The organism is Achromobacter anxifer, from assembly GCF_903652925.1.
Lineage (GTDB): Bacteria > Pseudomonadota > Gammaproteobacteria > Burkholderiales > Burkholderiaceae_B > Achromobacter > Achromobacter anxifer.
Genome location: NZ_CAHLAR010000006.1, coordinates 122,216 through 145,817, shown reverse-complemented (window position 1 = coordinate 145,817; position 23,602 = coordinate 122,216). Strand labels below are relative to the sequence as shown.

Below are 23,602 nucleotides of genomic sequence, written 5' to 3'. Positions count from 1 at the left end.
GACCCGGCTTACCCTCGCGCCGCTCCTATGTGGCTCTTGGAATCGGGTCGTTCCAAGGAGTCATCATGGCCAAGATCAAGCTCACCAAGACCGCCGTAGAGGCGGCACAACCCCAGGCGCAGGCCGTCGAACTGCGGGACACCGTGGTGCCCGGCTTCCTGTGCAAGATCACCCCGGCGGGTCGCCGGGTGTTCATGCTCCAGTACCGCACGAACGCGGGCGAGCGCCGCAAGCCCGCCTTGGGTCTGTTCGGAGAACTGACCGTCGAGCAGGCCCGCGTCATGGCGCAGGACTGGCTGGCCGAGGTTCGCCGAGGCGGCGATCCCGGCGGCGCCAAAACCGAGGCGCGCAAGGCCCCCACCATCGCGGAGTTGTGCAAGAAGTTCATGGAGGACTACTCCAAGAAGCGCAACAAGCCCAGCACGCAGGAAGGCTATCAGGGCGTCATCGACCGCTGCATCATCCCATTGCTGGGCCGCAAGAAGGTGCTTGATGTGAAGCGCCCCGACATTGCCGGGCTGATGGAAAAGCTCTCGTACAAGCCGACCGAGGCAAATAAGGCATTCGGCGTACTGCGCAAGATGTTCAATCTGGCCGAAGTGTGGGGCTACCGCCCGGACGGCACGAACCCGTGCCGGCATGTCCCGATGTTCCCGCCGGGCAAGGAAACCCGGCTCATCGTGGATGGCGAATTGGCGCTGATCTACCGCCACCTGGACAAGTTGGAGGCCGAAGGGCTGGAGAACTACGTCATCCCCCTGGCGATCCGGCTGCAATTCGAGTTTGCCGCCCGGCGCTCCGAAATCTGCCCACTCGAATGGGCTTGGCTGGACTTCGAGAACCGCCGTGTGGTTTGGCCCGACAGCAAGACTGGCGGCATGTCCAAGCCCATGAGCGCGGAAGCCTATCGGCTGCTCTCGACGGCGCCGCGCCGGGAAGGCTGCCCGTATGTCCTGCCGTCGCCAAACGACCCGGACAAGCACCTGACCTTTGGCGAGCACTACGGCGGCTGGTGCCGGGCGCTCAAGGCCGCCGGCGTGCCGCACGTCGGCACGCATGGTATTCGCCACCGTTCGACCACCGACATTGCCAATTCGGGCGTGCCGACCAAGGTAGGGATGAGACTGACAGGACACAAGACCGTAGCGATGTTCATGCACTACGTCCACACAGAAGACAAGCCAGTACGCGAGGCGGCCGAACTGGTGGCCAGCCGGCGTCAGGCCATCACCGGCGCAGGGCAGCGCCAGTCGCAGGAGGCCGCAGCATGAACAGCGAAATGCTTCTGTATATGGACGACAAGCCAATCCGCCAGACATTGTCTGGCGAATCCTCCCCAACGCCGAGAAAGCCGAAAGTTGAACTGGCAAACCATGCCCGTTTCGGGTATAGTTTTCGGGAGTGCCAAATATGACCGTCTTCAAACGCAGGGACTTTGCACGGTGGCAGGCCAGCGAAAGGCTACCTGACGCCGCTTTGTGCAAAGCAGTCCAGGAGATGGAGGCCGGTCTGGTTGATGCTGACCTGGGCGGCTTTCTCTACAAGAAGCGGGTAGCGCGCCCTGGTGGCGGCAAAAGCGGCGGCTATCGGACGCTGCTGTCGGCACGGATCGGCAGCAGCTATGTGTTCCTGCATGGGTTCCCCAAGAGCAACAAGGCGAATATCACTCAGGACGAAAGGAAGGCGTTGCAGTTCGCTGGCAAGGTGTTTCTGGAACTGTCGGCAGAGAACTTGGCGAAAGCGCTGGAGTCCGGCGTTCTACTGGAGGTGTGTTGTGACGAGCAAGCTCATTGAATCCCTGCGCGGCGACTTGGCTGCGCTGCATGACGCTGGCGCAATCGGCAAGGTAACGATGCGCGAGTTCGATGCCATCTGCCCGCCGCCAGTGCGGGAGTTCAGTGCTGCCGACATCAAACACCTGCGCGAAGAACTGAAGTTCAGCCAGCCGGTGTTTGCGCTGCATCTGCACACGACAGCTTCGACGGTGCGCAAATGGGAGCAAGGCGATACCCACCCGGCCGGCCCGGCGCTCAAACTGCTGAACATCATCGCCGACAAGGGCTTGCAAGCCATCATCTAGTGCCCCGCACTGGTGACTGCCACGCATGGATGAAGCCGTAGTCGTTTTCTCCCGCAAGGGCCTGTTTCAGACCCGGATTGTGGCGCGCGATGTTCGCAGCCGGGAACATGCGCGCAAGTTATGGCCGTTGGTGTCTCCCGATGCTTTGCGGCAAATGGTGACGTGGGTCAGCCCTATCTTTGAAGATGGAAAGCTGCGTCGGCGCTCCCATTTCCGGCAATTGCCCGTTGATCGCATCTACGACCTCAGGGCGCACTTTGATGACGAAGAAACCAACCGGCAGCGGGCCGTACAGGAAAGCCAAGAGCATCGGCGCGCAAAAGAGTTGATCGCGGCAGAGCTTGGTCGGCGTCTGGATGCCCGGCTTGCCATGCCGTGGTGGTTCAAGGATGCGGATGCATCAGACTACCCGCTGGAAGGTAACCTATTGCTCGGCGCTGATCGTGTAGCGACCGAGCATCCATTGGATACACCCTTCGGCAGCCGATTCCGGCTCGATGTTGCGGTGCTTGGGCCGCCTGTCCAAGCGGAGCCAATGGTTTTGGGTGGCGTGGAAATCGAGCTTGGCCATGCCTTCGACGGACGTAAGGCACTGATCGGTAAGTCGCTGGGGTTCCCGCTCATCTCCATCGACATCACGGAAATGTCGATCGACGAGTTGACGCCAGAATGGGCGCAGCAGGCATTGACCGCCACCACGCGCAGCCACGAACAAGGGCGCCGGCAAACGTACATCTATCTCCATGACCTGCTGTACCCCCTCTACGCCCAGTTGCCAGCATTCCTCGATGACGAGCAACGTCACCAGTTCCTAGTGTTCGCAGATGATGCAACCTTGCAAAAGCTGGCGCACTGGATGAACTTGCTGGCGGAAAGGCTGGAATACCCGAAGGGAGCTGTTGCGGTCGCGTTGGTCAACGGAAAAAGTGAACAATCACGCAAGATGCTGGAGCGCGCAGGGGAAGTTGCCGGGCCTGATTGGAAGGACTTCAATAGCCAGCGGTGCCTGCGTTTGACTCTTCCTCGCCCTCGAAACACTGCGGATCTTCAGGCCCATCGTTTTCATATGACGATGGCGCGACTGCTGCTTTCCCATGCCGATGCACTTGTCGGCTACAAGTATTGCAACGGCGTGAACAACAACGATCCAGAGGAGGATGTCTGGATCGCCCATCGCTGGATTGCCGAGCAGGGTATCCATACCCAACACCGTGTGCTGCCCAAGCGATTGGCCGAGCCGATCAACCGGCTGATCGCAGTGGTGTCCGATTTACGCCGCGATCATGAAACGTCGGCCGCAGAGTCGTAACCACGCGATGCCAAAAATCATCAGGTAGCCGAATAGCTGATTGCTTACGCTGCGCCGTACTGGCCACGGTTCTGGGCAATTCCGCCCGAATAACCGGAGCACGACCATGACGCAACCGTCCTTTTCATCGTTCGGTGCTGCACTGATAGAGCCCGATTCCCAAGGCCAGAACTGTCGGCGCGACGGCTGACCAGATTCAGGAAGCCTACGTCATGCCATCGAGCATGGGTGTATCCGCGTGAAGTGGTCAAGGAGGTGCTGCGGCTCAATGCGGCGGCGGTCATTCAAGCGCACAACCACCTGAGCAGGAATCCTGAGTTGGACAGTGCCGACATATTGCTGAACCAGCGAATCAAGAAAGCGCCCGACAGTTGGCGTTCGCACAGCACTGGATCACATCTTCGTGGCTGGGGCAGCAACTGTGTCGTTTGCCGAACGAGGCTTGCTGTGAGCTGGCTTCGACTGCTTTTCTCCAACCTCAAGCTCCTGCTGCGAAGAGTTGTTCTTCACATCATTAAGAGGACTCGTATCTTGTACGGTTTTGTCATTTTTAGGATTTGATTCTTGCTTTTTGGATGGAGCAATTTCAACAGTTACGCCATCTTTCGGCAGGGGGCTAGATTTTAAAATCGATTGATCAACAATGGCGGCAGATGATGGTTGCGCACTTTCATTTTCATCGCCAACTCCAACAGATTTATTGCCTGGGTGAAAAAATGGAGCAACAACAAACAGAGCGATAAAAATAAATGAGGCAGCAATCATTCCCTTAATGGTGATTTTTGCTGTTTTCTTGTACAAACGAATGGCATCCAAAACTGGATGCAATGCCAGCTCTCGATAGTCTGAGCGGGTTAGCGCTATATGAATATTCTTATGCCAACGTCTCATGTTGAGCAGCTCATTTACCAATGACTTAGAGCTAACATGACGTTGAATAATTATGCTAGCCCATGTAATGGCCAATAAAACAAAGCAGAATATTATCCCGGCAACTGCCCAGGTGTTTTTCTGAGAGGACAGCAATGTCAGGCGCACGCCTAGCCCCGTTGCCAATGCTGCGAGACCTATCACAAAACCCGTAGAAAGTCGATGAACACGATCCACGATACGCGAAACATCTTCTCCAACCGCCTTCCTAAGGTCGGCCATAGCTTTTACTGTTTCTGCTGACTTTGATCTCACATAGGCGCGATGATCAAGCCGAGCCCCATCAAGCGCTTCCTGCAGAGATTCGGGTAATACGGTTAGCCACTCCAAGTTCCCATTGGATTGAGAGTCCCTGACAATCGCAGAAAGACGCCGCACAAGAACTTCATGCCGGGCTTCTGTGTCCTGCTTTACGAGTATCCAGTCGGCTGCCTGGCATATTTTTGCATAGGCGTTGTCATCCTGGCACTTTTCCCCAAGATAGAAAGTACGTTTTCTTGCGCCATTGAGAGATACCTTTATTGTATCTTCTTTCCACACATCTGAAACAAGTAGCGTTGCCAGATTTTTAGCTGCCAGCGCCTTCCATATATTCCACGGTTCACCACTGCCATCATCGCCTATTAATATCCAGCGATAAGGGTCTGCCGGAACAGTGGCGCCGGTCAAATCGCGCACTACACCTTTTCTGGGGTCGATTGCATCTGAATTGGGTTCCAAGGGTGGCAAGCCAGGTAATGGCTCGCCATCCCAAGAAAGGACAGAAAACCCCTTGGTCTTGAATCCAGTAAAAAAATTTAGTACCAATAGCTCGCTGGCTAAGGTCAATGCCTTGTCCTCCAAGGCCGCTGAAAATCCTGCTTGCGACGCAAAGAAAACCCTTCCGCCTACTGGCTTCTTGATTACAAGGGTGACATCCTCATTTGCAACAGCATCTATTGAGATCTCGGAAAACTCGCCATCACGGATGGAAATCGACCAAGCTTCCGATTTCTTTCCTGAGAAATCATCGAAGGCTCGCTTGAAATCGCCCGATTTTTCAGAAGAGACATGCCCGGAAATGTCGATTTGATCGATGGTTTCGCGGATGTTGACATGCTCTCCTAAAGCATCAATCAGGGATGCGAGGCATTTTTTCGAGTTCATCGTTCCGTTCCAAGCCGGTGGATCGTATGGTTATTTCAACGCCTCCATTTCCCTCTGTTTTTATCTCTACATTCTTGTTTTCTTCGTGCCCGGCGCTAAATAAGAGAGTTATCCCTTCATTTGTGACAACCCGCCGGTACTCAGCTGGTGGTGGAGTAGCCCCCTCAAATTTGAATGCTTCTGTGCTTATGTTCTTATTGGCGAGTTTGCTCTTGAAGGTTTTTAAAATTGCAGCCTCTGGAGCCACACCTTGCAATACGGCACCAAGAAACTCCTCTGGCTTTTCAAAGTCAAAACCTTCAAGCCTTGACATGGCTGCACGTACGAACCGCTTAGGCGCTTTCGCAACTTCGGGAGGAACCTCACTTTTGTGCGCCTTGATTGACTCGACTGCCGCATCTTCGAGGCGCTTGGTCAGCTCGACCGGCTCAAGCGCACGGCGTATATCCAGGAAATTGGCAAAATGCTGAGTGGCATCGCGATAGCGCCCGGACGAATGGTCAATTACCACGATTGATGATTGAAAGTCCCCGCCTGATTCGATATTTTCATTTTTATGAAATCGTATGACGGCAGATTTTTGCATGGCCTTACGATCCTTCGTAAATGTTTCGACAAGCGTCTGCAAATCAGGAACAGGGTTTCCATCCCCATCTAAGATCAGATTACCTTCTGCATCTTTAATGTAGGAATAAGATACGACCTGCTGATGCTCGTATTTGATGACGGCAACAAATCGAGTATCCCCTTCCGTTTTGAGGACAAAGAGCATCAGAACGCCGGGCGCAAGTCGTTTGTCCTGCTTTACTTTCTCTTTGAATCTAGCTGCCAGATCGTGCGAGGCTTTTATAAATCCATCTTTTGCTTTTTGGCTAGGCAAAGCTCGATAAAGGAGGCTTGGAATTCCTGCGCCAGGAAGAAACTCATAGGCGGCTCCACGAAGAGTCTCTTTAACTCGCTCAACGAAGAAATCCACGCATTGCGGTGGTTTAACTTCTGCTAAAAAAACGGGGGATTCCGACGCAGGATCGACAACGTGGAAGATCATTCGCTCAATGGTGAGACCTTCTGCTTCTTTTTCACTAAGAATGCTCATCGACACCCCGTCTTAATTTTTAAATTTAGAGTTAAATGATGTGTGGATTTTAATTTTTCCTCACACTACTTTTGTGTATTAGCAATATTTTGCGTCAAGGTAAACCAGATGATTTTTGGTCATCTACCCATACCAAACATGCAATTTATCAGAAATTCTTAACATTTGGAGACATCCTTGCGTCTCCGCTTCGCGGACCACGCTGCTTCAGGTTCGCTGTTCGCTCATCCCTAACGGGACTGGCATTCGCCAGCCTTCCGCATCCCTGACGCCTCCGGCCCGGCTTCCAGCTTCGGGCCTGCGCGCTTGCGCTTGCCGTGCGGTTCGGCACAGAGGGAGGGCCGTTGCCATGTCCAGCCGTCTTTCCTGACTCCATCACCTTGTCCGCGACTGTAGCCCGCGTCCGTGTGCCGTCAAGGCGCGCAGGGCCGTGTCCTCGGCTGCGCCTGCGGGCCGCACCAACCCTGCGCTTGTCTCCTTGACGGCCCCCGTCCACGGGCTCCCTTTCGTCGCGGGCGATGAACTCAGGAAAGACGGTGGCAACAGGGCCAACCGGGTTCCTCGTGCCGACCGCACCGAACAGCCGAAAGGCTGGGCTCCGAATCTAGGAATCCGGTGTGCGGTTTTCTTCAACAGCCTTTTTGTTCAGGAGAACGACATGCTTGCAACCCGTTTTGCCTCCCACTCCCCAGCACTGCGCAGCGACTACCCGCTGTCCGATGACCAGATTCGCAGGGTGGCCCCGTCCATCTTCGCGGATGCCCCGCACCAAAGCCGTTCCGAGCGGTACGCCTATATCCCCACGGCCGCCGTACTGACCGAGCTTCGCAAGGAGGGGTTTCAACCCTTCATGGTGACGCAGACCCGCGTGCGCGATGAAGGCAAGCGCGAGCACACGAAACACATGCTGCGCCTGCGCCACGCCAGCCAGATCAACGGCGCGGAGGCGAACGAAATCGTGCTGCTGAACTCGCACGACGGCACCAGCAGCTATCAGATGCTGGCCGGGATGTTCCGTTTCGTTTGCAGCAATGGCCTTGTCTGCGGCGACACCGTGGCGGACGTGCGCGTACCCCACAAAGGCGACGTGGCCGGTTCCGTCATCGAAGGCGCTTTCGAGGTGTTGAGCGGTTTCGAGCGCGTGAAGGAATCGCGCGACCTGATGCGCAGCATCACGTTGGACGATGGCGAATCCGACGTGTTCGCCCGTGCTGCGCTGGCGTTGAAGTACGACGACCCGGACAAGCCCGCGCCCATCACCGAATCGCAAATCCTGATGCCGCGCCGGTTCGATGACCGCCGCCCTGACCTGTGGAGCGTGTTCAACCGCACGCAGGAGAACTTGACCAAGGGCGGATTGCATGGCCGCAGCAGCAATGGACGCCGCCAGAGTACCCGCCCCGTGCAGGGCATTGATTCCGACATTCGCCTGAACCGCGCCCTGTGGCTGCTGGCCGATGGCATGCGCGCTCTCAAGGCTTGACCGTTCCCCCCCCGGAGGGGCCGTTTCCCCTCCATTCCCTTGTTTCACTCGATTGGAGATACATCATGAACGCTATCACCTACACCGAAGCCCACGCCGTCAACACCGCAGCCAGCAGCGCCGCGAACGTGCTGCAAGCCGCCGACCCGAGCAAGCACATGATCCTGGTGCCGCTGTCGCGGCTGGTGCTGCGCCCCACGGGCCGCAACGTGCGCAAGACCCCGCGCATGTCCATCCCTGAACTGGCCGCGAGCATCCAGCGCGTGGGCCTGCTGCAAAACCTCATCGTGATTGCATCCGCCGATGGCGAGCATTACGAAGTCGTGGCCGGTGGCCGTCGCCTCGCCGCGTTGAAGCTGCTGGCAAAAAAGCACCGCATCGCCAAGGATTGGGACGTGCCTTGCTTGCAGGTGGCCGATGGCACGGCCCGCACGGCCAGCCTGACCGAGAACGTGCAGCGCGAAGCCATGCACCCGGCAGACCAGTTCGAGGCATTCGCCGCGCTGGTGGCCGAAGGCCGACCCATCGAGGACATTGCGGCGGATTTCTCCGTTACGCCGCTGGTGGTGCAGCGCCGCTTGAAGCTGGCGAACGTCTCGCCCCGCCTCATGGCCGACTATCGCGCCGATGCCGTGAGCCTTGACCAGTTGATGGCCCTTGCCATCACCGACGACCACACCATGCAGGAAGCCGCGTTCTACGATGCCCCACAGTGGCAGCGGCATCCCTCGCACTTGCGCGAACGCCTGACCGAAAGGGAAATCGACGCTTACCGGCATCCGCTGGTGCGCTTCGTCGGACTGGACACCTACGAAGCCGCAGGCGGTGGCATCCGCCGTGACCTGTTCGCGGAAGGCGATGCGGGCGTGTACCTCAACGATGCCGCGCTGCTGGAACGGCTGGCGCAAGACAAGCTGGCAGGTATTGCCGCCGCTATCCGCGCCGAGGGTTGGGCGTGGGTGGATGCCACGCCGGGCGTGACCCATGCCGACCTGCACGCCTTCCAGCGTGCGCCGAGGGAACGGCGCGAGCCGAACAAGCGCGAAGCGCAGCGCATCGAAAAGCTGCAAGAGAAAATGCGGGCCATCGGTGAAGCCGTGGACGCCGCGATGGACGCCGACGACGAGGAAAAGGCCGATGCCTTGCAGGAGGAAGGCGAAACCCTGGGCGAGCAGTTGCAGGCGTTGGAAGATGGTTTGCAGGACTACGGCGCGAACGTGAAGGCCGCAGCCGGTGCCATCGTGACCATCGACCGCAACGGCGAGGCCGTGATTCATCGAGGGCTGCTGCGCGAGGCCGAAGCAAAGGCGCTGCGCACGCTGGAGAAGCTGCGCCAAGGCTTCAGCGACCCGGACACCGCGAACGATGACGAAGGCGAGGAAGACGAGCAGCCCAAGGCCGCAGCGATTTCCGACCGGCTGGCCCAGCGCCTGAGCGCTCACCGCACCGCTGCGCTGCAAATCGAGGTAGCCCGGCATCCGCAGGTGGCGCTGGCCGCTGTGGTGCATGGCATGGTGCAGACCGTCTTGCAGGAAAGCCGCTACGGTCGCAGCCGTGATTCTCTGCCGCTGGGCGTGGGCCTGAAAGTGCAAGATCGGCTGGAAGGCATGGCCCCGGACTGGCCGGAATCGCTCGCCGCTGTGGCGCTGCGCGAACTGCAACAGGCGGCGGGCGAAGCCTTGCCGGAGGACAGCGCCGAACTGTTCGCTGCGCTGCTGGCGAAGCCGCAAGACGAACTGGTACGGCTGCTAGCCGTGTGCGTGGCTTCCACGGTGGACGTGGTGACGCCTCGCGCCGTGCCGCACCAGCCCGGCGAGGAACTGGCGCAGGCCGCGGGCCTCGACATGGCCGCATGGTGGCAGCCGACCGCAGAGGGCTACTTCAAGCACGTTTCCAAGGCCATGACTCTGGATGCGGTGGGCGAGTACGCGCCGCAGCACGTAACCCGGCTGGCGAAGCTCAAGAAGGCTGACATTGCCAGCGAGGCCGAGCGGCTGGTGAACGGTACGGGCTGGATGCCCGCCATCTTCAAGGCCGAAGGCCCGCAGCAGGCAGTGAAGGAAAGCGCGCAGGAGGCAGGACCGGAGCAGGACGCGCCGGAGGATGCCGAGTCAATGGCGGATGAGCCCGCCGAGGCGCTGGCCGCTTGACCCTGCATCACAGGTAAGCGCCCCGGTTCCGACCGGGGCGCATTGCTGGAAGGAGACTCCCTATGACCCGTACCACCACCAGCCGCCCGCGCATGGCGGCGATCTACGCCCCCAGCACGGTGCGCGCCCGCAGCTGGCACGGCGAGGGCGATGTGCGCGGCTACCGCCCGCCCTCGGGCTGGACGGCCCGCGCAGACCTCACCGACATTCATCCCATCACGGGCCGCGCTTTGGCGCGCGCCGTGTGGTGGATCATCGAGACGAAGGAATAACCGCGTTCAGCACCGCGCCCAGGTCGTTCCGTCCTGGGCGCGGTGAAACGCAAAATCCGGGCGCGGCAGTGGCCGCGCCCGGTGAGGATGCTTCATGGCGCGATCAAGACTCTGACCTTGAGTTCGTCCTGCTCTGCATTCAGGTCGTTTTCGATTCCGCGCGGGTTATGGATTCGGCCATCCGGGTCATATACGAAGCAGAAAAGCGTGCGGCAGTTTGGGTGCCTCTTGTATTTCGCAATATCTACGATGAGTTGCTCGCCCAACTCTCTGGCACCGAGTCCTGGCCGTGATTTCTTAATCTCCACCACGGCTTCAATCTCGGGAAGCAAGAAGTCCATTCTGGACGCGCCGCCAGCGTAGCTGGGCGTCCATTCTTCCGGTCGCACATCGTCGAAGGGGATTCTCAAGAGCGCGTGGAACAGATCCTGCACGTCGTATTCATCACCGATGTCCAGAGTCGGTCGGTCTTGACGCCGAACACGTAGTTGCTTTGCGACCTGATGAAAGCGCTCTCCTATCCGATAGAGCGCTTCGACCCTTTCGGGTGCTGTGACTTTCCCCGGAGAAAGTTGGGCGCTTCTAAGGCAGGCAGGACTTCTCCTTACCCGTGCAAGCATGGCGTTGACTACTCCTCTGACATTTTCCACGCCCCGGTATGACGGCGTGCCGATATAGGTATTGGTGCTGTCGTTGAAGTAGTCTGCGACGATCTTCGCATGATGCAATCCGTCAACGACTTCATCCCGAAAAAGGTCGATGAGTTCGACCCCGATTTCCCTATACCTGCCTTCATCTCCTTGGGCCATATAGATGCCACTGTGAGACTTGGTAAATCGCCCAAGCATTGCGCTCAGGGCGGCTGAATACCGCTCCAATGTGTCGATGAACTCATCTTGGGTCATATGAATCTGGTTCTGAGAGGTGTAAGCAGGGTAGAGCGTAGCTTGTTTATAGTGGGAAGTAGGTGATATGGGCCTGTGCGTGTAGGCGCGATGCGCCACCGGGCTTTCGGGCTGCGCCCCGTGCCGACTTCGCCGTCACGGCCATTCGGCTTCAATCCCTCACGCCTTCGCGCCTGCGGTGCTGCGCGCTGCGCTTGCCTCTAGGGGAAAGCCCTACGGGCTATCCCCGCCGCGCGCAGCTTGGCGCCCCTCGATGCTGCCGAACCGGCTGCGCCGGATCGGCACGATCAGCGCCTCTTCGCAATGGACGGTGCGTTGGCGAACACGCTGATGCTTGCTGCGGCAGGTTGTGCAGATGCGTGCCGTCCTCAACGCTGGCGGTTCTCGCCCATCACGTCACGAAGGACGGTTCACGGGCATCCCGCCCGACATCGCCATGGAGCTTCCACGCCACGCCTCAAGAGCGGCGCCGCAAGGTGCGGCAGGGGCGTTCTCGCCTGTCGTTGGGGTGTTGACCTGGCCCGCGTCAGAGGGCGAGCCGGAACAGCCTTCGGGCGGGGATGCCGAGTCGGCCCTGTCTCCCTTCGAATTGGGGGTGGTTCGGCCCAAGGCGTCCTTGTGTTGTTGTGAATCCTGGCGGTGGCGCGGCTGCGCCTCGGGCTTCATGGCTGCAACCGTCCAGCGAAAACAATTTCCCCTCTGCTGCGCAGATTCCTCGCGGGCCAAATTCTTTTCGCCTTCCGGCTCTCCACTGCGTTTCGACCGCAAGCGGTGCGGCCCGCCCGTCCCCCGCCGGCCGGATCACAACAAGGACGCGATGGGCGCGAACCTTGTTCCACCAAAAGGAGTTTCATCATGGCCAACATCGGCAGCTTCACCGCAGACAAAGACGGCTTCACCGGCACGCTTCGCACCCTGACGCTCAACGTCAAGGTCAAGCTGGTGCCCAACGACAAGGGGGACAACGAGAAGGCCCCGGACTTCCGCCTGCAGGCAGCCAGCCATGACATCGGCGCGGCGTGGAAGAAGACCAGCGAGGCCGGGCGGGAGTACATCTCCGTGACCCTCGACGATCCTTCGTTCCCGGCCACGGTCTACGCCCGCCTAATCGAAGGCGAGGACGGCACGCACGACCTGATCTGGTCGCGCAGCAAGCCCCAGGCGGCCTGACAGCCGCCCACTGCGCCCCGTCACATGGCGGGGCGCTGCGCTGTTCGTTCGTCCCGAACGAGGCAGCGGCAGGCAGCGTCCATTGCAGGTTACGTCTTCCAGACTGGGAGCAGTGTCTGCGGTTACGGCCAGGGCATGGCGTGTCGGCGCGATGCGCCGCCGGGCTTTACGGGCTACGCCCCGCGCCGTCGTTGCCGTCACGGCCATTCGGCTTCAATCCCTCACGCCTTCGCGCCTGCGGCGCTGCGCGCTTCGCTTGCTCCCGGGGGAGCGAGCTGCGTTATGGCGCTGCCCTTTTAATTGTTGATTCGATGTATGGCTTGAGATTCAGCATGAATAGGCGAATCCATTCGTCTTTCAATTCGGGGGGTACCTCTTCCGCCGACGGGGCTAAGCCCAGTGTTTTTAACGCACCCTCACTGGCCCTCGATATGGCCAGCGTTCTGACTCGATCATCGTTAAGAGCCTGAACGATCTTCCCGGTGTGCTGAAAAGCCTCAAGGTACATCTTTGGTGCCTCGCTCGCTATTTTTGGCAAGTCATCCAAGCGGCCTACGAGGCTGAAATCAACGGATAAATCCAGCGTTTTCCCCTCGACGGGATCAATGGCATAGGTCTCTTGAAAAGCCGGGCCGCTGTACTCATCGCTGATAAGGATAAGGAGCCTTGCAAAATTGAAGAGTTCTACATATCCGAGGATTCGACCTTCCTGTGGCTGAGCAACCACGGAAACACAGTGGAAAAGGTGATCCTGCGGTCGGTTCTCAATCAGATCCGCATCGAAGAAAAAGTAAAAGGGGTTTGGAGCCTCAGGGCTCGGGTCTAAGAGGTAAGCCAGTGCCCGAGCGCAGTTGCTTTTTTCAATATGATCAACCTCCGACAAGAGGGCCAGGCACGACTTGACCATAGACCTTCCGGCTGCCGGGCCGCCATAGCGGAAATTCATGCAGAGCGGTTCGTCCAAGTAATTGTCTACTTGCTCCGAGCGGGTGGTGGCGTTCTTGAAATCGAATTCCGGGTGATCGACAGCAATCTTTTTGAGCAAGTTCTTTATAGTTCTTGAATCATTTGCTCGAATGGCGACTTCTATCCTGTTGTCTGACTCTTGGGTCGATATATCATGCCCATCAAGCACCAATACAGAGTCAGCCCGAAGCCGTAGCTTTTCTCCTGACGCAGTTTGCACTTTGAAGTCTGGATGCGTGCCGCCTCGCCCGCGTTTGACTCCGGCTGCACTCGAAAACCAGAGGAACTGCTTTGCGAGTTCCGCCTCCCATGCAACGCCCCGCGTGCTATTGCAGCTCCTGCAGATGAAGTCGTGGACTTCCTTGCGCCCACCTATTGAGCTGGGAATGATGTGCTCACCCGTTCGGTGATCGCCCTCCAAGGGATTGGGGCAAAGCCAACATGTTTTCATGAATCCTCCCGACCGAAACGCAGCGCTTCGGCGACTACGACCTGGCTACTGCCAGTAGCTCTTCTGTCCTGCTCATCAGCACTGCCGTGCTGCATTCGAGCGCACTGGCGATCTTGAAGATGATCGCCAGCGTGGGCATGTGCTCGCCACGCTCGACCTTGCCCATGTGCGAACGCTCGATGCCGGCGAGGTTCGCCAGCGACTCCTGCGCGATGCCGCGCTCCGTCCGCAACGCGCGCACCGCCGCGCCGAAGGCTTGCGCCAACTCGGCGTCGAAGGTGGTGGCGCCGGCTGGTCGGCCACGCTGAATGGGTCGCTTCTGCATGGACAGAAGCGTCAATTCGCAGCACAATTAAAACCACGTTATCTTTAACTCATTCATGCTTTTGGCCCTTTTTCGTTCTTTTACGGAAATCCGCTTCTGCGGATTCCGGTGAAACCGGGAAACCGCCAACGTGCCTTTGCAGATTTCTACAATTGAGCTTTTGCGCTTTCGTGTTTCCACGGCTTTCGTGGAATACGCATCCACGCTTTCGCGTGGAAACGCAAAACCGACATGCCATGTTGGAACAGGAGCACCTCGATGAAGGCTCCCCTCGTCACCGAGGAGCAGCGCGCCGCGCTGCTGGAGAACGGGCGGCGGGTCGCCGCCGGTGAACCATACGACCCGTTGCCGGTCGTGCGGCTATTCACTCCCGACGCCCACGCGATCTGGCTGCTGGCATCGCTCGATCCTGCCGACGGCGATACAGCTTGGGGCGTCATGGACGTGGGCATCGGTATGCCCGAGCTGGGTCACATCAAGCTGTCCGACCTGGCCTCCATCGTCGGCCCGAACAAGCAGCCCGTAGCGCGGGATTTGTACTTCCAGGCGGTGCGCCCGCTGTCGGAATACCTGCGGCTGGCGCAGGAAAACCGCTCTGTCGTCGATTGAGCCATTCGCACCCAAGCCGGGCGTATTAAGGCTATTTCGGTCTTGCTCCAGACCCGCAAAGTCTGAATCCGCACTCTTGCACCGAAGCAGTGCCCTCATGCGAAAAACAGCCACGATCCTTTGCGGGAGTTGCGGCACGGTATTCCGTGCCGCATGACATTTCTAAGTCGGGCGGCCGTCGCATTCGGACGGATTTCGCAATACGCCGGAGCCAATTAGCCTTGACACCAACAGATACAGCTTAACCGGATTTCTACCTTGATTTAAGGCTCCTGCATGTCTGACGCCGTGGCGACGTTCCTGCTGTTCGACAGGAGCTACGGTCATGGTCAATCCTCATCACGTCGCTCACTGGTATCCCACGGCGGCTTACCTCTACATCTTGTGGCTGGATGCGCTGGCGCTGGCCTGGGAGTACTTGCGTAGGCATCCTGATTACCGGCTTGACTGGGTGCGCCGTGCGCGCCGCCCCGATGCTGCGTATCGCTGGGGCCTGCGCCTGCTGGAAGACCCGGCGCTGGATGCGCGTGACGCGCATCCGGCCTGGCTGCCCGGCCATGCGGCCGTGGTGCAACTCTATCCCGATGCTGATCCGCCGCCTGACGCGGCCAGATTCGACTTCTGGAACATTCCCGGCCACAAGCACCTGCTCCACGATGGCAAGCGGCTGGCATTGATCGCGCGCAGCCCCGGCCATTGCCAGCGTTACGCGCTGGCCTTTGGCCTGGAAGACGGCATGGCTGTCGCCTATGCCCATCGCGGCGACGCTGCCGCGCCTGTGCTCGATCACGCGCCCAGCGCCGCGCGAACCAGGCCCAGGCCGACGCCTGCTGCGTTACTGGAGCTGCACACCCTGCAGGCGCTCGACGCGACCCTGGCGGGCGCGTCCTTGCGCGACGTGGCCGAAGGATTGTTCGGCGTAGACGCCACGGCCGGTTGGTACAGCGACGGCGGCCTGCGCTCCAAGGTACGCCGCCTGGTGCGGCGCGGCGATGCGCTGATGCGCGGCGGCTATCGCCGCCTAGCACAGCTTGCGCCGCTTGAGAAGGGTCGTTTTGATGGCCACGCAAAACGACCCTGAGCAAGAGGGCTTCGTTTTCTGAGACTGCCTCCATCCGGTTGCGCTGTGCGGCCGGAGCTTTGAAAGCTACGGAGGTTCTCACTATGCGTCCCGCTCCCTTGCGGCCTTCTGCCGCACCCGCCACTGCCCCGACCACTGCTGCGCAGCCGCAGCGTTATCTGACCAACGACGAGGCCGCCGACTACCTGCGGCTGTCGCCGCGCACGCTGGAAAAACAGCGCGTACTCGGCGGTGGCCCGCGTTTTCGCAAGTTCGGCCGGCGCGTCATGTACGCCGTGGCCGACCTCGACGCCTGGGCCGCCGACCGCAGCTTCGAGACGACTTCCGATCCCGAATACGCCGAGCACCACTCGGCCGACAGCCGTGCGCGCTGATCGGCGGCACGCGGCAGGCCATCGCCATGTCCAGCACTGCGCTGCCGTCCCGGCAGCGGCCCGTGCCAGAGCGCGAACAGCTCGATCTGTTTCGCGCCTTGCCGGGCGACATGGCGCCGCGCGACAGCCAGGACTTGATGGCCTTTCCGTTCTTCTCGCTGGCGAAGTCGCGGCGCGTCGCGCCGATCGACTTCCGGGCCAGCGGCATCACGATCCGCGTGGAGGGCACGCAGGAGCACGGCATCGCCACGATTTGGGATGCGGACATCCTGATCTGGGCGGCCAGTCAGATCGTGGAAGCGCGCGATGCGGGCTTGCGCCCGTCGCGGCTGATGCAGGCCACGCCTTACGAGATCCTGCGCTTCATCGGGCGCGGTACGTCGCTGCGCGACTACCAACGTCTCAAAGCGGCCTTGGATCGCCTGCAATCCACCACGGTGGCCACGTCCATCCGGGAGACCACGGGAAGACGGCTGCACCGCTTCTCGTGGATCAACGAATGGAAGGAACTGGCCGATGCCAAGGGCACGCCCTTGGGGCTGGAGCTGATCCTGCCGGACTGGTTTTACGCGGGCGTCATGGATGCCGCCCTGGTACTGACCATCGACCCGGCGTATTTCCGGCTCACGGGCGGGATCGAGCGATGGCTGTACCGGCTGGTGCGCAAGCACGGCGGGCGCCAACCGGGCGGCTGGCAATTCGATTTTCGGCACCTGTATCGGAAATCGGGCAGCGCCACGCGCTTCTCGGACTTCGCCTACGACCTGCGCGCGCTAGTCGCTCGGCAGTCGATGCCCGGCTACGTCCTGGGCATCGAGCGAATGCCGGACAACGGCGCCGAGCTGCTGACCTTCCGGCCCGTGCCGTTCACGGCACGGGGATAAACGGTGCGCAGCTTGTGGATGGGCTCGTGCTATCAGGAGTACGGCGTATCGTGCTATCGGGAGTACGGCTATCGTGCTATCAGGAGTACGAATCGCCAGCAAACCCAATAACGGTGCGGGTTTGCGGCCCCTCTAACTTCCCTAACTTAAATCATCTAACTGATAGTAGAAGCGCCGCACGCCGGTGGAAAACCGCCGAGCGGCACCACGCACAGCAGCAACAGCCGGGCTTTCCAACGTGGAGGGTCAGGCCATGATCGTCGCGCTGCTCAACCAGAAAGGCGGCGTGGGCAAGACCACGCTCGCCACCCACATCGCCGGTGAGCTGGCGATGCGCGGCCAGCACGTCGTACTGCTGGACGCCGACCCGCAAGGCTCCGCGCTGGACTGGACGCAGCGCCGCAGCCAGCAAGGTTTGCCACGGCTGTTCAGCGCCGTGGGCCTCGCTCGCGAAACATTGCATCAGGAGGCGCCAGAACTCGCCAGGCGGGCCGATCACGTCGTCATCGACGGCCCGCCGCGCATCGCCGCCTTGGCGCGCTCCGCGCTGCTGGCGGCCGAGCGCGTGCTGATCCCCGTGCAGCCCAGCCCCTACGACCTGTGGGCCAGCGCCGAGATGGTGGCGCTGATCCGCGAGGCGCAGGTGTTCCGGCCTGCGCTGCGCGCGGCATTCGTCATCAACCGGCGCGTCAGCACCACGGTGATCGGACGCGAAGCGCGCGGCGCTCTGGCCGAGCAGCCGCTGCCCGCGCTGCGCTCGGAAGTACGCCAGCGCATCGTCTTCGCAGACAGCGTGGCCGCCGGCCGGCTTGCCCGCGAGCTGGCGCCCGACAGCGCCGCCGCCCGCGAAATCACCGCGCTGGTGGACGAACTGCTGCGGTGGCCATCATGACCACAAAGCCGTCACTCGGCAGCAAACGCGCAGCCAAGCGCGTGGGCATTGGCGCGCGCCCGCCCACGAATCCGCACGCCGAAGCGTGGATTCGCCAAGGTGACGTCGATGCGCTGGGCAAAGGCGACCTCTACACGGCTCGTCTGACCCTCGACATCACGCCCGCCATGCGGGCGCGCATCAAGGTATCGGCCTTCACGCAAGGCGTGACGGTGGCCGAACTGCTGCGCGGCCTGCTGGAGCGCGAGTTTCCAGAACACCGCAGGGAGAACACACCATGATCGCATCCGCTTTGCCTGCCGCTGGTGCGGCCACGGCTGTACCAGCGCCACCATTCCCAGCACACGCGGCGCGGCCTATTTCAACGCCGCTAACGCGCGTTTCGCTGGCCTTCCTGGAGCACCGTTTCAAGCTCTATCTGCGCTTCGGCGAACCCGCGCGCACGCACCGGTTCGACCGCTGGCGCAGTCTCGCCGTGTTCCTGCCGAACGCCGTTTTCTGCCGCATTCGCTGGCAGGCCAACGACTACGGCACCGTGCGCTGGCAGCTCATGGTGATGCAGGCTTGCACGCCGCTAGATGAGGAGCAGCGCATCCCCGGCGTGCAGCCGGGCGCGCGCTTGCTGTTGCACGCCGAAGGTGAGCAATCGGTGCGCGCCGTGCTGGAGCGTATCGACGCCATCGAGGCGCTGGGCATCGCGCCCGCTGCCGTTTCGCCCGCGTACTGGCGCACGCTCGCCAACCGGCTCGCTGCGCGCCTGCCGCTGCCCGAATACACCGCCGAGCGGCACTCCGCCTGGCTCATCGGGAGGGCGCTGCCATGACCGCCGTTTCGACTACCGGCACCGCACCGCGTCCTCGCTTGCGCCTGCGCGCTCGCATCGTGCTGGCGGGCCTGTCCGCCTGCGGCCTCGCTGCGCTGGCCTGGGCGTCCTTCGTGCATCCACTGCCGCGCCTGACCTACAACCCGTCCGACAGCGTGGCAGTCGGCTGGTATCGCGTCGATCCGCTTGACCATCGCGCTAGCCCGCTGTCACGTCGGTTATCCGTGGGCACCATCGTGCTGGTTCCGCTGCCGGCCGAGGCTGCCGCGCTCGCTGCGCAGCGCGGCTACCTGCCGACACGCATTCCCCTGCTCAAGCGAGTGGGCGCAGTGGCGCCGCAAGAGGTGTGCATCGTCGGCGGCAGCGTTCGCATCGACGGCGTGCCTTCGGCCGCCGTGCTGTCTGCGGATCGCTGGGGCCGGCCGCTGCCATCCTGGCAGCAGTGCCGCCGCCTTCGGCCCGGCGAGCTGTTCCTGCTCAGCGTCACCAATCCGGCGTCGTTCGACAGCCGCTACTTCGGGCCGGTCAGCGCAGCTGCCGTGATCGGCGTTGCGCGTCCGGTCTGGCTGGAGTCGCGCCCATGATGGCCGCCGATTCGCTGCACGCTGCCGTGCATCTCATCGTGCCATCGGGCGTGTCGTGCTGCTGGCCGTCGCTGTGTCGTTGCGCGTGCAGTGCGAGCGCATCCGCGCCGCACTTCGCGCTGCCTTCGGCGCAGCCATCCAACGTGCAGGCGTCTTGCCTCGAACGCGCCCGGCCAGTGGCCGTGTTTGCGTTCGCCGGCGCGCTGGCTGCTCGTGCAGCAGCGCCGCCGGGCCGCCGCTGCCCGGAGCGTCAGCGAGGGGCAAAGGCGGAAGGCAAGATTGAAGGGCGCGGCACCACGGCGCGCGCAAAGCCAGTCTGCACGTGGGTTGGGGGCGGCACTCGCCACAAGGTGGCTTCGTGCCGCCAGCAGCCCCAAGGCCTTGCGGGCATTGGGAATACCGTGTGCCGCATGCGCTCGGGCGCGATGGGCTTGGTGGGGACTGCATCATGAGCCAGCGCGGAAATCCCGGTGACGATGACCGTTTTCGCGTGCGGCCCAGCAAGCCCAGGCAGCGCGGCGACACCTTCATTGCCCAGGTGCTGCGCCAGACGAGCAAGGCCGCTGGCGTCTCTGGCCGGGGGCGCAAGACCACCGGCAAGCCCCCCGGTTCGCGCCTGGGGCGCGGTCATGTCGCAGCCCGCTTCACGGGCCAGTCGTTGACGGCGCTTTCTCGCCGGGCCACGGTCAAGGTGCGGCTGGTGTATTTGCAGCAGGCCAGCGGCCGCTCCACCGTGCAGCACCTGCGCTACATCGAGCGCGAAGGCGTGGACCGCCAGGGTGGACAGGGCCGTGCCTATGGCGCCATCACCGACGAGGCGGACACGGCCGCCTTCGAGGAGCGTGGCAAGGGCGACCGCCACCAGTTCCGCTTCATCGTCTCGCCCGAGGATGCGGAGCAGCTCGAAGACCTGCGCACCTACACCCGGCACCTGATGCAGCGCATGGAGGCCGACCTGGGCACCCGCCTGGATTGGGTGGCGGTCGATCACTGGAATACCGACAACCCGCACACCCATGTCGTGCTGTGCGGCAAGGACGACACTGGCAAGGATCTCATCATTTCGCAGGAGTACATCACCCGCGGCATGCGCGAGCGGGCGATGGAACTGGCCACCGAATGGCTGGGGCCGCGCACCGAGCTGGAGATCCAGCGCACCCTAGCCCGCGAAGTGGAACAGGAGCGGTGGACGAGCCTGGATCGCACCCTCCAGCGCGAGGCGGTGGACGGCCTGGTGAAGGTCGAGCGCTTCAACGAACCCAAACTGCAACGCCAGCGTCTGCTGCTGGTCGGGCGCTTGCAGCGGCTTCAACGCATGGGGCTTGCCACGCAGACCCAGCCCGGCACTTGGGCCGTGCATGCCGATGCCGAGAAAACCTTGCGGGCCATGGGAGAACGTGGCGACATCATCCGCACCATGCAGCGCGCGATGGGCGGCAAGCAGCGTGACCTGGCCGTGTTCCAACCGGGCGAGGATGGACACTCCATCATCGGCCGCGTGGCGGGCAAAGGACTGGCCGACGAACTGTACGACCGGGGCTATCTGGTGGTCGATGGCATCGACGGCAAGGCCCACTATGTGGCGCTGCCGCCCAGGACGGAACTGGAGCAGTACCCCATGAGCGCAGTGGTCGAGGTGAAAGGCTCCGCCGAGGTGCGCGCAGCGGACAAGACCATCACCGCGCTGGCGACCAATGGGCTGTACCGCACCGACCATCACTTGGCCATTGCACAAGGCCAGGCCAAGGATGGCCGCGACCCGCATGAAGTGGTTGCGGCCCATGTCCGCCGCCTTGAAGCCCTGCGCCGAGCGGGCATCGTGGAGCGCGTCGCTGAGGGACTATGGAAGGTGCCCGGTGACTTGCCTGAGCGTGGCCGCCAGTACGACGCGCAGCGCCTGGGCGGCGTGGCCGTGGAGCTGAAATCGCACCTGCCCATCGAGCGGCAGGCCCGCGTGATCGGTGCCACCTGGCTGGATCAGCAGTTGATCGGCGGCGGCTCCGGTCTGGGTGACCTGGGCTTTGGCGGCGAGGCCAAGCAGGCGCTACAGCAGCGCGCCGATTTCCTGGCCGAACAGGGACTGGCCGAGCGGCGCGGCCAGCGCGTGATCCTGGCGCGCAATCTGCTGGGCGCGTTGCGCAATCGGGAAGTGGCGCAGGCCGCGAAGGACATTGCCGCTGATACGGGCTTGGAGCATCGTCCGGTAGCTGAGGGGCAGCGCGTGGCGGGTATCTACCGCCGCAGCCTCATGCTGGCCAGCGGGCGCTACGCGATGCTGGATGACGGTATGGGGTTCAGCCTGGTGCCGTGGAAGCCGGTCATCGAACAACGACTCGGCATGCTGATTTCTGCACAGATACATGGTGGCACTGTATCCTGGCAAATCCGACGCCAGTTGGGTTTATCCATTACCTGACGCCAACGGCAATTGAACTCCACCAACTGGATGCGTCTACAACCGTTCAGCGTCCGGTAAACTGAGGCACTCGCTTTGCGACGAACGCGTGGACCGCTTCCAGCGAATCCGTGGTTTTCGAGGCCCGATTCATTTCGGCCGCCTCTAACCTCAATGAGGTCACCAGACCGCTCTCGAAGGCAGCAAGTTGCAGGCGCTTGGCGCCCGCATAACCATGCGTAGGACCGGTCGAGAATTGCACCGTCATGCGCTGCGCTTCGTCCAGCAGGCTCTCGCCCGGAACTACTTTCTCGACCAATCCCCAGGCCAAGGCTTCATCCGAACCGACCACGCGGTTGGTCAGGATCATGTCGCGTGCGCGTCGTCCGCCCACTGCGCGCGGCAGGAGCCAGCTGATGCCGAAATCCCCCGCGTATCCAAGGCCGGTGTGGGCCGCCACGAATTTCGTCCCACTTGCGGCAATCAGGTAGTCAGAGGCCAATGCTAGTCCGAGGCCGCCTCCAGCGACCGCGCCTTGTACGGCGCAGACCACCGGGAATGGCAGGCTGGCGAATTGAGGAATCATGCGTTCGACCACCCTCAATTCGTCATCGACCAAGGTAGACAACGCTTCGCCTGCTGCCGCCATTTCGTCGATGTCGCCGCCGCAACTGAACATCCGGCCCTCGCCGCGCAGCAGCAAAGCGCGAATCGAGCCGTCACGTTCGACGTCTGCAATGACGCCAGCTAGCACGTTGACGACAGACGTGCTCAGCGCATTCTTTTTCTGAGGCGCATTGAGTGTGATGGTCGCAACAGCACCATGCTTTTCGAGAATGACAGAATTTTCGGACATGACGCTTCCTGATGGGCCAAGATTTCAGGCGTCAGCGCGGCGCCATGCGAATAGCGCCATCCACCCGAATGGACTCGGCGTTCATGTAGCCGCAGGTGACGAGAAACTCGACGGCCTGCGCGAATTCATCGGGATCGCCCAAACGCTTGGGAAAGGGCACGCTGGCCGCCAGCGCCTGCTTGACGTTGTCCGGCAGGCCCAGCAGCAATGGTGTTCCGAAGATCCCCGGCATGATGGTGTTGACCCGGATCCCTTCGTCCATCATGTCGCGCGCAATCGGCAAGGCCATGCCCACGATGGCAGCCTTACTGGCAGCATAGCTGGCCTGGCCAACCTGGCCATCCTGTGCGGCGGCCGACGCAGTGTTGACGATGGCGCCGCGGTCGCCATCGGCCAGCGGCGCGAGCGTCAACATGCCCGCGGCTGACTTGGCGATGCAGCGGAAGGTGCCCACTAGGTTGATCTGAATGATGCGATTGAAACGATCTGTTGGGCATGGGCGGATTTCGCCGGTTTTCTTGTCGCGGCTGACCGTCTTGACGGCATCGGCAGTACCGGCGCAGTTGACCAGAATGCGTTCCTGTCCAATGGCCGCGCGGGCCTTGGCGAAGGCGGCGTCCACTTGCTCCTCGGACGTCACGTCCACGTTGCAGTAAACACCGTCAAGTTCGCTGGCCAACGCCTGGCCGATGGCTTCGTTCATGTCAAAGATGGCGACTTTGACACCATGGCTGGCCAAGCGCCTGGCCGTGGCAGCTCCTAGGCCGGAAGCGCCCCCGGTGATGACGGCGGAGATGTCGGAATTGAGTTGCATGATTTTT

At 61.5% G+C, this 23,602-nt stretch carries 24 protein-coding genes and 1 pseudogene; 18 read left to right on the top strand and 7 right to left on the bottom strand.

Translation table 11 applies throughout. From position 1 onward, the window contains the following. The first annotated feature begins 65 nt into the window (after positions 1-65). The 5 genes and pseudogenes from HWY37_RS20025 to HWY37_RS34910 form a co-directional block, all read left to right on the top strand. Positions 66-1,271 (top strand): tyrosine-type recombinase/integrase, encoded by a 1,206-nt coding sequence (locus tag HWY37_RS20025; RefSeq protein WP_017232038.1) that lies wholly within the window; start codon positions 66-68, stop codon positions 1,269-1,271. A 139-nt stretch (positions 1,272-1,410) separates the two neighbouring features. Continuing rightward, a complete protein-coding gene (locus HWY37_RS20020) occupies positions 1,411-1,794 on the top strand; it encodes a type II toxin-antitoxin system RelE/ParE family toxin (RefSeq protein WP_017232039.1) in 384 nt (127 codons plus the stop codon). Continuing rightward, entirely contained in the window at positions 1,775-2,080 is a 306-nt protein-coding gene (locus HWY37_RS20015) for a helix-turn-helix domain-containing protein (RefSeq protein WP_012479502.1), read from the top strand. Before HWY37_RS20020 ends, HWY37_RS20015 begins: the two co-directional genes overlap by 20 nt. A 25-nt stretch (positions 2,081-2,105) precedes the next feature. Further along, a complete protein-coding gene (locus HWY37_RS20010) occupies positions 2,106-3,389 on the top strand; it encodes a hypothetical protein (protein WP_017232040.1) in 1,284 nt (427 codons plus the stop codon). Positions 3,390-3,617: 228 nt separating this feature from the next. Next, positions 3,618-3,692: pseudogene (locus tag HWY37_RS34910) on the top strand (JAB domain-containing protein); the annotation flags it as partial. Positions 3,693-3,782: 90 nt separating this feature from the next. Here the strand turns inward: HWY37_RS34910 and HWY37_RS20000 are convergent. After that, positions 3,783-5,465, bottom strand: coding sequence for a hypothetical protein (locus HWY37_RS20000; protein ID WP_076472153.1), 1,683 nt, complete (start codon positions 5,463-5,465; stop codon positions 3,783-3,785). After that, entirely contained in the window at positions 5,431-6,561 is a 1,131-nt protein-coding gene (locus HWY37_RS19995) for a nucleoid-associated protein (RefSeq protein ID WP_076472149.1), read from the bottom strand. The genes HWY37_RS20000 and HWY37_RS19995 overlap by 35 nt, the downstream gene beginning before the upstream one ends. A gap of 658 nt (positions 6,562-7,219) precedes the next feature. Here HWY37_RS19995 and HWY37_RS19990 point away from each other — a divergent pair. The 3 genes from HWY37_RS19990 to HWY37_RS19980 all read left to right on the top strand — a co-directional run bounded on the left by HWY37_RS19990 (position 7,220) and on the right by HWY37_RS19980 (position 10,466). Next, positions 7,220-8,044 (top strand): DUF932 domain-containing protein, encoded by an 825-nt coding sequence (locus tag HWY37_RS19990; RefSeq protein ID WP_017232042.1) that lies wholly within the window; start codon positions 7,220-7,222, stop codon positions 8,042-8,044. A gap of 65 nt (positions 8,045-8,109) precedes the next feature. Then, positions 8,110-10,194, top strand: a complete 2,085-nt coding sequence (locus HWY37_RS19985) for a ParB/RepB/Spo0J family partition protein (protein WP_017232043.1) — start codon at positions 8,110-8,112, stop codon at positions 10,192-10,194. A gap of 62 nt (positions 10,195-10,256) precedes the next feature. Continuing rightward, a complete protein-coding gene (locus tag HWY37_RS19980) occupies positions 10,257-10,466 on the top strand; it encodes a hypothetical protein (RefSeq protein WP_017232044.1) in 210 nt (69 codons plus the stop codon). Positions 10,467-10,558: 92 nt separating this feature from the next. Here HWY37_RS19980 and HWY37_RS34555 read toward each other — a convergent pair whose 3' ends face one another. Further along, positions 10,559-11,371 (bottom strand): PD-(D/E)XK nuclease domain-containing protein, encoded by an 813-nt coding sequence (locus tag HWY37_RS34555; RefSeq protein WP_021027211.1) that lies wholly within the window; start codon positions 11,369-11,371, stop codon positions 10,559-10,561. Positions 11,372-12,226: 855 nt separating this feature from the next. Here HWY37_RS34555 and HWY37_RS19970 point away from each other — a divergent pair. Beyond that, positions 12,227-12,541 (top strand): DUF736 domain-containing protein, encoded by a 315-nt coding sequence (locus HWY37_RS19970; RefSeq protein ID WP_017231974.1) that lies wholly within the window; start codon positions 12,227-12,229, stop codon positions 12,539-12,541. Positions 12,542-12,821: 280 nt separating this feature from the next. Here HWY37_RS19970 and HWY37_RS19965 read toward each other — a convergent pair whose 3' ends face one another. Continuing rightward, entirely contained in the window at positions 12,822-13,958 is a 1,137-nt protein-coding gene (locus HWY37_RS19965; protein WP_021027212.1) for an HNH endonuclease, read from the bottom strand. 34 nt (positions 13,959-13,992) lie between these two features. Further along, a complete protein-coding gene (locus tag HWY37_RS19960) occupies positions 13,993-14,283 on the bottom strand; it encodes a helix-turn-helix domain-containing protein (RefSeq protein WP_021027213.1) in 291 nt (96 codons plus the stop codon). Between the two features lie 258 nt (positions 14,284-14,541). Between HWY37_RS19960 and HWY37_RS19955 the strand changes: the two genes are divergently transcribed. From HWY37_RS19955 to HWY37_RS19915, 9 genes are all read left to right on the top strand, one after another. Next, entirely contained in the window at positions 14,542-14,892 is a 351-nt protein-coding gene (locus HWY37_RS19955) for a DUF2958 domain-containing protein (protein WP_017231428.1), read from the top strand. Positions 14,893-15,217: 325 nt separating this feature from the next. After that, the gene (locus HWY37_RS19950) at positions 15,218-15,973 is read left to right on the top strand and encodes a DUF2285 domain-containing protein (protein WP_017231427.1); all 756 of its coding nucleotides are present in this window, start codon (positions 15,218-15,220) and stop codon (positions 15,971-15,973) included. An 83-nt stretch (positions 15,974-16,056) separates the two neighbouring features. Continuing rightward, complete coding sequence (locus tag HWY37_RS19945) at positions 16,057-16,347, top strand: helix-turn-helix transcriptional regulator (protein WP_021027215.1); 291 nt, start codon at positions 16,057-16,059, stop codon at positions 16,345-16,347. Between the two features lie 26 nt (positions 16,348-16,373). Beyond that, a complete protein-coding gene (locus HWY37_RS19940; RefSeq protein WP_017231425.1) occupies positions 16,374-17,231 on the top strand; it encodes a replication initiator protein A in 858 nt (285 codons plus the stop codon). Between the two features lie 253 nt (positions 17,232-17,484). Then, the gene (gene parA / locus HWY37_RS19935) at positions 17,485-18,123 is read left to right on the top strand and encodes a ParA family partition ATPase (RefSeq protein ID WP_061072753.1); all 639 of its coding nucleotides are present in this window, start codon (positions 17,485-17,487) and stop codon (positions 18,121-18,123) included. Beyond that, positions 18,120-18,404 carry a hypothetical protein gene (locus tag HWY37_RS19930; RefSeq protein WP_039830464.1) on the top strand — a complete coding sequence of 95 codons (285 nt, stop codon included), beginning with the start codon at positions 18,120-18,122 and terminating at the stop codon, positions 18,402-18,404. The genes parA and HWY37_RS19930 overlap by 4 nt, the downstream gene beginning before the upstream one ends. Further along, positions 18,401-18,946, top strand: a complete 546-nt coding sequence (locus HWY37_RS19925; RefSeq protein WP_017234566.1) for a DUF2840 domain-containing protein — start codon at positions 18,401-18,403, stop codon at positions 18,944-18,946. Before HWY37_RS19930 ends, HWY37_RS19925 begins: the two co-directional genes overlap by 4 nt. Further along, complete coding sequence (locus tag HWY37_RS19920; protein ID WP_061072754.1) at positions 18,943-19,530, top strand: S26 family signal peptidase; 588 nt, start codon at positions 18,943-18,945, stop codon at positions 19,528-19,530. Before HWY37_RS19925 ends, HWY37_RS19920 begins: the two co-directional genes overlap by 4 nt. 448 nt (positions 19,531-19,978) lie before the next feature. Continuing rightward, positions 19,979-21,946, top strand: coding sequence for a relaxase/mobilization nuclease domain-containing protein (locus HWY37_RS19915; protein ID WP_008642578.1), 1,968 nt, complete (start codon positions 19,979-19,981; stop codon positions 21,944-21,946). 46 nt (positions 21,947-21,992) lie between these two features. On the opposite strand, the gene HWY37_RS19910 is transcribed toward HWY37_RS19915, so the two are convergent. Both HWY37_RS19910 and HWY37_RS19905 read right to left on the bottom strand, forming a co-directional pair. Beyond that, positions 21,993-22,781 (bottom strand): enoyl-CoA hydratase/isomerase family protein, encoded by a 789-nt coding sequence (locus tag HWY37_RS19910; protein ID WP_008642579.1) that lies wholly within the window; start codon positions 22,779-22,781, stop codon positions 21,993-21,995. Positions 22,782-22,812: 31 nt separating this feature from the next. Beyond that, positions 22,813-23,595, bottom strand: a complete 783-nt coding sequence (locus HWY37_RS19905; RefSeq protein ID WP_008642580.1) for an SDR family oxidoreductase — start codon at positions 23,593-23,595, stop codon at positions 22,813-22,815. Between the last annotated feature and the right edge of the window lie 7 nt (positions 23,596-23,602).

What these genes read in the sequence shown, in the direction of transcription:
- HWY37_RS20000 (WP_076472153.1), bottom strand. Translation starts at nt 5,465, where the DNA reads ATGAACTCGAAAAAATGCCTCGCATCCCTGATTGATGCTTTAGGAGAG.
- HWY37_RS20025 (WP_017232038.1), top strand. Translation starts at nt 66, where the DNA reads ATGGCCAAGATCAAGCTCACCAAGACCGCCGTAGAGGCGGCACAACCC.
- HWY37_RS19955 (WP_017231428.1), top strand. Translation starts at nt 14,542, where the DNA reads ATGAAGGCTCCCCTCGTCACCGAGGAGCAGCGCGCCGCGCTGCTGGAG.
- HWY37_RS34555 (WP_021027211.1), bottom strand. Translation starts at nt 11,371, where the DNA reads ATGACCCAAGATGAGTTCATCGACACATTGGAGCGGTATTCAGCCGCC.
- HWY37_RS19990 (WP_017232042.1), top strand. Translation starts at nt 7,220, where the DNA reads ATGCTTGCAACCCGTTTTGCCTCCCACTCCCCAGCACTGCGCAGCGAC.
- HWY37_RS19925 (WP_017234566.1), top strand. Translation starts at nt 18,401, where the DNA reads ATGATCGCATCCGCTTTGCCTGCCGCTGGTGCGGCCACGGCTGTACCA.
- HWY37_RS19945 (WP_021027215.1), top strand. Translation starts at nt 16,057, where the DNA reads ATGCGTCCCGCTCCCTTGCGGCCTTCTGCCGCACCCGCCACTGCCCCG.
- HWY37_RS19915 (WP_008642578.1), top strand. Translation starts at nt 19,979, where the DNA reads ATGAGCCAGCGCGGAAATCCCGGTGACGATGACCGTTTTCGCGTGCGG.
- HWY37_RS19985 (WP_017232043.1), top strand. Translation starts at nt 8,110, where the DNA reads ATGAACGCTATCACCTACACCGAAGCCCACGCCGTCAACACCGCAGCC.
- HWY37_RS20020 (WP_017232039.1), top strand. Translation starts at nt 1,411, where the DNA reads ATGACCGTCTTCAAACGCAGGGACTTTGCACGGTGGCAGGCCAGCGAA.
- HWY37_RS19965 (WP_021027212.1), bottom strand. Translation starts at nt 13,958, where the DNA reads ATGAAAACATGTTGGCTTTGCCCCAATCCCTTGGAGGGCGATCACCGA.
- HWY37_RS20010 (WP_017232040.1), top strand. Translation starts at nt 2,106, where the DNA reads ATGGATGAAGCCGTAGTCGTTTTCTCCCGCAAGGGCCTGTTTCAGACC.
- HWY37_RS19920 (WP_061072754.1), top strand. Translation starts at nt 18,943, where the DNA reads ATGACCGCCGTTTCGACTACCGGCACCGCACCGCGTCCTCGCTTGCGC.
- HWY37_RS19995 (WP_076472149.1), bottom strand. Translation starts at nt 6,561, where the DNA reads ATGAGCATTCTTAGTGAAAAAGAAGCAGAAGGTCTCACCATTGAGCGA.
- HWY37_RS19905 (WP_008642580.1), bottom strand. Translation starts at nt 23,595, where the DNA reads ATGCAACTCAATTCCGACATCTCCGCCGTCATCACCGGGGGCGCTTCC.
- HWY37_RS19980 (WP_017232044.1), top strand. Translation starts at nt 10,257, where the DNA reads ATGACCCGTACCACCACCAGCCGCCCGCGCATGGCGGCGATCTACGCC.
- parA (WP_061072753.1), top strand. Translation starts at nt 17,485, where the DNA reads ATGATCGTCGCGCTGCTCAACCAGAAAGGCGGCGTGGGCAAGACCACG.
- HWY37_RS19970 (WP_017231974.1), top strand. Translation starts at nt 12,227, where the DNA reads ATGGCCAACATCGGCAGCTTCACCGCAGACAAAGACGGCTTCACCGGC.
- HWY37_RS19910 (WP_008642579.1), bottom strand. Translation starts at nt 22,781, where the DNA reads ATGTCCGAAAATTCTGTCATTCTCGAAAAGCATGGTGCTGTTGCGACC.
- HWY37_RS19930 (WP_039830464.1), top strand. Translation starts at nt 18,120, where the DNA reads ATGACCACAAAGCCGTCACTCGGCAGCAAACGCGCAGCCAAGCGCGTG.
- HWY37_RS19950 (WP_017231427.1), top strand. Translation starts at nt 15,218, where the DNA reads ATGGTCAATCCTCATCACGTCGCTCACTGGTATCCCACGGCGGCTTAC.
- HWY37_RS19940 (WP_017231425.1), top strand. Translation starts at nt 16,374, where the DNA reads ATGTCCAGCACTGCGCTGCCGTCCCGGCAGCGGCCCGTGCCAGAGCGC.
- HWY37_RS19960 (WP_021027213.1), bottom strand. Translation starts at nt 14,283, where the DNA reads ATGCAGAAGCGACCCATTCAGCGTGGCCGACCAGCCGGCGCCACCACC.